4 protein-coding genes are annotated in these 4155 nt (G+C 63.1%); all 4 read right to left on the reverse strand.

Annotated elements, in window-relative coordinates; genetic code table 11:
• Positions 1–121: 121 nt before the first annotated feature.
• Entirely contained in the window at positions 122–559 is a 438-nt protein-coding gene (locus tag EOA27_RS25255; protein ID WP_126081961.1) for a CHRD domain-containing protein, read from the reverse strand.
• A gap of 164 nt (positions 560–723) precedes the next feature.
• On the reverse strand, positions 724–1695 hold the full coding sequence (locus EOA27_RS25260; protein ID WP_042637338.1) for an ABC transporter substrate-binding protein: 972 nt from the start codon (positions 1693–1695) through the stop codon (positions 724–726).
• A gap of 39 nt (positions 1696–1734) precedes the next feature.
• Positions 1735–2889 (reverse strand): ABC transporter permease, encoded by a 1155-nt coding sequence (locus tag EOA27_RS25265; protein WP_126081959.1) that lies wholly within the window; start codon positions 2887–2889, stop codon positions 1735–1737.
• Entirely contained in the window at positions 2886–3764 is an 879-nt protein-coding gene (locus EOA27_RS25270) for an ABC transporter permease (RefSeq protein WP_127250673.1), read from the reverse strand. The genes EOA27_RS25265 and EOA27_RS25270 overlap by 4 nt, the downstream gene beginning before the upstream one ends.
• Positions 3765–4155 lie beyond the last annotated feature (391 nt).

Consider the following 4155-nt stretch of genomic DNA (forward strand, 5'->3'; position numbering starts at 1 on the left):
ACGCTGGTGATTGGCGAAAGCCGGCGTGACATCTGATCTCCCCCCTTGTGGGGGAGATGGCCGGCAGGACAGAGGGGGGCGCTGTCCCGCCAGCCTTCAAAGGCCAATGCAATTCGCCGTGCTACATCGCCTTCTCGATCTGGCCGCGGATCTCGCCGTCCTTGTTCTTGGCGGTGTGGACGTTGACATAATATTTGCCGGCCTCGAGATCGGCCGCCTGTGCGTCCGTCAGCGTCGCCGATCCCTTGATTGGGCTCTTCAGCTTCTTGAACGGGATGACCGGGTCCGCGTTCGCGCCCATGTCCGCCGGACCGTGGATGTGGGCAGCCACGGCAGGCCCGCTGAGGCCGGAATATTTGACGTTCCAGCTGAGCTTCTTGCTTGTCGTGTCAAAGGTCAGTGTGGCGGTCCCCTTGCCCTTGGTGGTGACTGGCGGGCTCTGCTGGCCGCCATCGAGCGTCGCCTTGAACTTCATCGTCTCGGCCATGGCCGGCGATGCGAGAAGGAAGGCGGTCGAGACGGCCAAGGCCGAAAGCATCGGCACGGATAGGATGCGCATGAAGAACCTCCGTTGATTGCAGCATCCTCCACGGCTCCCCGACGTGCGGATGCGCCAATCAACGGTTGGGTCGCCGGATGTATCCCGGCACACGATTATTTTACCGCAACACGAAAAAGGGGCGGTCGCCCGCCCCTTTCCACCTTCCGCGTTGAGCGCGGAGCTTACTTGATCGCCTTATCGGTGATCGCGGTCGTGTAAGCGCCGCTTGCCTCCTTGCTGATGATCTTCTGGTCGAGCAGCGCCTTGGCGGTGCGCTCGTAAGCGGCCGGGATCAGCTTGCCGTCGGCGTTGTCGACCAACTTGGCCACTTCCTTCATCATGAACTTCTGGTGGTTCTCGTCCTGGCCGCCGGCGTCGACGACGATTTCCGCCGCCTCGTCGGTGTTCTCGGTGGCGTATTTCCAACCCTTCATCGAGGCGCGCACGAAGCGCACCATCTTGTCCTCGAAGGCCGGATCCTTGAGCTTGTCCTCGAGCGTGTAGAGCCCGTCTTCCAACAGGTCGTTGCCCATGGCCGAGTAGTTGAAGACGATCAGGTCTTCCGGCTTGTAGCCGGCATCCAGCACCTGGCCGTATTCGTTGTAGGTCATGACCGAGATGCAGTCGGCCTGCTTCTGGATCAGCGGCTGCACGTCAAAGCTCTGCTTGAGCACGGTGACGCCGTCCGGGCCGCCATCTGTCTTGAGACCGATCTTGTTCATCCAGGCGTAGAAGGGATATTCGTTGCCGAAGAACCAGACGCCGAGGGTGTGGCCCTTGAAGTCGGCTTCCGTCTTGATCGGTCCGGCCTTGGGGCAGACCAGTTCCATGCCGGCCTTCTTGAAGGGCTGGGCGATGTTGACGAGCCCCACGCCCTTGTCGCGGGCGGCGAGCGCGCCGCCCATCCAGTCGACGATGACATCAGCGCCGCCGCCGGCGATCACCTGCTCGGGCGCGATATCCGGGCCGCCCGGCTTGATGTCGACGTCGAGGCCTTCGGCGTCATAGAAGCCCTTGGCCTTGGCGACATAATAGCCGGCGAACTGGGCCTGCGTGACCCATTTCAATTGCAGTGTAACCTTGTCGGCGGCCATCGCCTGGAAGGCGGCCAGCGACATGGCGCCGGCCAAAGCGGAAATCAGCAGTCTTTTCATGTTTTTACCCTCTGAAGTTAGTGCCCAAACCCACCGCCCCTATCCACCTCGGACAGAGGGATGCCAAAACGTGACGGCTCTCTCGATGAGAGCGACCACGCCATAAAAGACCGAACCCGCCAGTGCTGCAACTGCGATTTCGGCCCACACCATGTCGATGTTCATCCGCCCGACTTCCGTCGAGATGCGGAATCCCATGCCGACCACTGGCGTGCCGAAGAACTCCGCGACGATGGCGCCGATCAGGGCCAGAGTCGAGTTGATCTTCAGCGCATTGAAGATGAAAGGCATTGCCGCCGGCAGCCTGAGCTTGACCAGCGTCGGCCAATAGCCGGAAGCATAAGTGCGCATCAGGTCGCGCTCCATATGCCCGGAAGCGGCCAGCCCCGCGACCGTGTTCACCAGCATCGGGAAGAAGGTCATGATGATCACGACCGCGGCCTTAGACGGCCAGTCGAAGCCGAACCACATGACCATGATCGGCGCCACGCCGATGATCGGCAGCGCCGAGACCATATTGCCGATCGGCAGCAGCCCGCGCCTTAGGAACGGCACGCGGTCGGCGAGGATCGCGATGGCGAAGCCGGCGAGGTTGCCAACGACATAACCGATCAGCACCGCCTTGAAGATCGTCTGCCGCACATCCGAGCCCAGGATCGGCAGCGAGTTGGCGATGCGTGCGCCGATGGCGCTTGGCGGCGGCAACAGGATGAAGGGGATGCCTGCGCCGCGCGTCACCGCTTCCCAGATAATCAGGATCCACGCGCCGAAGATCGCCGGGATGATCAGGCGCAAGGCGTTCCTCGCGACGCTTTGGTTGGGACGCAACGAAGACAACAGCGCAACGCAACGCCAGGCGAGCAGCCAGGCGGCGGCAAGCAGCAGGAAATACGGCGCCAGCGCCGTGCCCTCGAAACCGGCTATGCCCTTGATCAGCAGCCAGGCTGCGGCATGGGCGCCGACGAACAACACGATCGCCTCAAAGATCGGGGTGAGCTTGACCATCGAGACAAGCGCCGCAAGGAGCAGCAGCCCGATGATCAACCCCTTTGCGCCCATATAGGGATAGGCAACGGTTGCGGTCGGATCCGCCAGCGCGGCTGCCTCCGGCTTCGTCATCGCGCCAAGCGCAAAGGCGGTGAGGCAAAGCAGGATTGCCAGCACTGATTGCCAGGATGGCTTCAGCCAAGTCATGCCGGCCTCCCGCCCATGGCGCGGTCGACGAGGCGCCCGGCAATGCCGACCACCATCACCAGCAGCGCCGCGACGATGGAGCCTGCGACCAGGGCCGACCAGATATCGATGGTCTGGCTGTAATAGGCGCCCGCGAGCAGCTTGGCGCCGATGCCGGCGACGGCGCCCGTCGGCAACTCGCCGACGATGGCGCCGACCAGGCTCGCCGCCACCGCCACCTTCATCGAGGTGAACAGGAACGGCACCGAGGCCGGCACGCGCAGTTTCCAGAAGGTCTGCGACGCACTGGCATTGTACGTATGCATCAAATCGAGATGCATGAGCTCGGGCGAGCGCAGGCCTTTCACCATGCCGACCGCGACCGGAAAGAACGACAGATAGGTCGAGATCAGCGCCTTGGGGATCAGTCCGGTGATGCCGATCGCCGCCAGCACCACGATGATCATCGGCGCCACCGCCAGGATCGGAATGGTCTGCGAGGCGATGATCCACGGCATCAGGCTGCGGTCGAATGTCGCCACATGCACGATGCCCACGGCAATGAGGATGCCGAGCGCGGTGCCGAAGGCGAAGCCGAGCAGCGTCGAGGACAATGTCACCCAGGCGTTGTAGACGAGGCTGCGGTTCGAGGTGACGGACCGCAGAAAAGTGTTCTCAAAGAAATTCACCGCCACCTGGTGCGGCGCCGGCAGCGTCGGCTTCGGCTGCGACAGCGTTTTGCCGATGAACTCGACCGTGCCGGGCGTCTCATTGCCTCGTTGATCGAGATCGCGCTGGAACGGCGCGTTGAGGATGACGGCAAAGACGTACCAGAGCACCACCACGCCGGCGAGGATGGTGGTGACGGGGATGATTTTCGAGCGGAAGCTATCCATCTAGCGCCGCCCTTCTCCTCTCCCCTGCGGGGAGAGGGTGGCCTGAGCGAAGCGAAGGCAGGGCAGCTTGAACTGGGGTGCCGTGGCGCACCCGCTCTTCGTCATCCTAGGGCGGAGCAAGGAGCGAAGCGACGCAGCGCAGACCCTAGGATCCATGCCGTTACTTCGACGCTCCGCATCGGTCCAGAATAAGACTCCCTGCGTTCTGCGGCGGTTAGCGACCATTCTGCACCGTTTGGACCCTTCGGCCGACGTCACGGCATGGATCCTAGGGTCTGCGCTCCGCTTCGCGTCGCTCCGCCCTAGGATGACGAAGGCGTGGCGGCGGCGTCCGCACTCATTCGCCCTCCCGTCAATCATCATAGCTGTGCCCAGCCCTCAACCCATCCCG

The organism is Mesorhizobium sp. M2A.F.Ca.ET.037.01.1.1 (genome assembly GCF_003998075.1).
Lineage (GTDB): Bacteria > Pseudomonadota > Alphaproteobacteria > Rhizobiales > Rhizobiaceae > Mesorhizobium.

Coding starts and splice junctions, on each gene's coding strand:
- EOA27_RS25255 (WP_126081961.1), bottom strand. CDS start 559: ATGCGCATCCTATCCGTGCCGATGCTTTCGGCCTTGGCCGTCTCGACC.
- EOA27_RS25270 (WP_127250673.1), bottom strand. CDS start 3,764: ATGGATAGCTTCCGCTCGAAAATCATCCCCGTCACCACCATCCTCGCC.
- EOA27_RS25260 (WP_042637338.1), bottom strand. CDS start 1,695: ATGAAAAGACTGCTGATTTCCGCTTTGGCCGGCGCCATGTCGCTGGCC.
- EOA27_RS25265 (WP_126081959.1), bottom strand. CDS start 2,889: ATGACTTGGCTGAAGCCATCCTGGCAATCAGTGCTGGCAATCCTGCTT.